The organism is Ferruginibacter sp., assembly GCF_031430955.1.
Lineage (GTDB): Bacteria > Bacteroidota > Bacteroidia > Chitinophagales > Chitinophagaceae > Ferruginibacter.
In genome coordinates this window covers 1-1,727 of sequence record NZ_JANPCM010000529.1, presented here as the reverse complement: position 1 = coordinate 1,727, position 1,727 = coordinate 1, and the positions used below count along the sequence as shown (strand labels likewise).

Genomic DNA, 1,727 nt, shown 5'->3' with positions numbered 1-1,727 from the left:
TGAGAAATATTTGCAGGAAATTTCCAAAATTTCGATGATCACTCCTGAAGAGGAGACCATTCTGGCCCAAAAGATCAAAATGGGGGATCAACGGGCATTGGACAAATTGGTGCAGGCCAACCTTCGTTTTGTGGTATCTGTAGCTAAGCAGTACCAGCACCAGGGCCTTTCTCTCAGCGATTTAATTAACGAGGGCAACCTCGGCTTAATCAAAGCGGCACAACGCTTTGACGAAACAAAAGGTTTCAAATTTATTTCTTACGCTGTGTGGTGGATTCGCCAATCTATACTGCAGGCGTTGGCAGAGCAGGGCAGATTAGTCCGCTTGCCACAAAACAAAATTGGCACTTACAACAAGGCTAACAAAGCCTACATGGCTTTTGAACAGGAACATGAGCGTGAGCCTTCAACCGAAGAATTAGCAGAATTACTGGAGATGAGTGAAACGGAGATAAACAACATCTTCCAAAGCAACACCCGTCATACTTCCCTTGATGCACCCGTGCATGAAGCAGAAGATGTAGCCATGGGTGATTTACTGAAAGGTGGTGATGAAACTGATGAGGATGTAATGCATGATTCATTGAAAAATGAAATACGCAGGGTATTAAAATCATTAAGTCCACGGGAAGCAGAGATCGTAAATGCTTACTTTGGTTTGGATGGAGAAAATGGTGTAACCATTGAGCAGATTGGTCAAAAGTATGACTTAACCAAAGAGCGCATTCGCCAGATTAAGGAAAGAGCTATTAAACGTTTGCAAAAAGCCCGTTACAGCGGCGCATTAAAAGCCTATTTAGGTTAATAATATTTTGATGGGTTATTCAAAAAAAATCCTTCTGCCAAAAGCAGGAGGATTTTTGTTTGAACTATTTTGCCGGCAATTTTGTTTATTAAGATTAACACAATAATCATTTAAATAAAGTTTTGTAGTTGTAATTTTGTAATGATATGAAAAATGTCTTTCTACTTTTCTTTACAATATTTTTTCTTTCATCCTGCGAAAAAAATATTGATTTTAATTTAAAAAACGCAGATGATGTTTTAGTGGTGGACGCACAGATAGAGAACGATGTTGCACCCAGTGTTGTGCTTACTAAAAGCTTTGATTATTTCAGCACTATAAGCCCACAAATTTTAGCCAGTTCGTTTGTGCATAATGCAGATGTTACTATTTCCAACGGTACGCTTACACATAAGTTGAAAGAATATACCATTCCTTTGGGTGGTGGGTATGCCGCTTATTATTACAGCATTGATTCTGGCAATCTTGCTACAGCATTTTTAGGACAGTTTAATAAAAAATATTCATTAGTTATAAAAGCAGATGGTAAAGAATATGCTGCTTCAACCAACATTCCACTGTTAACAAAAGTCCCGGATTCGTTATGGTTTAAAAGGGCACCGCAAAATCCTGATACCAATAAAAGAGTTTTAGTTACCCGAACTACCGACCCGCCGGGGTTAGGGAATTACATCCGTTATTTTATAAAAAAGAACCGGGGTAATTTTTTACCGGGAGAAACTTCTGTTTTTGATGATGCTGTAATTGATGGTACTACTTATGAAATACAGGTAGAACCCGGTATTGACAGAAATAACAGAATATCATCGGACAGTAATTTTTTTAGAAAAGGTGATACAGTTACCGTAAAATTGTGCAATATTGATAAAGCTACTTACACTTTTTGGAATACATGGGAGTTTTCTCAACAAAGCATTGGCAA

The 1,727-nt window shown here is 38.0% G+C and carries 2 protein-coding genes; both read left to right on the top strand.

Annotation, left to right across the window (positions count from 1 at the left end; genetic code table 11):
• Positions 1 to 805, top strand: an 805-nt coding sequence (locus ACY65O_RS14870) for a sigma-70 family RNA polymerase sigma factor (RefSeq protein ID WP_462221646.1), incomplete at its 5' end; no start/stop codon positions are given.
• Between the two features lie 146 nt (positions 806 to 951).
• Positions 952 to 1,727 (top strand): DUF4249 family protein (locus tag ACY65O_RS14865; protein WP_462221645.1); only part of this gene is annotated, 776 nt, incomplete at its 3' end.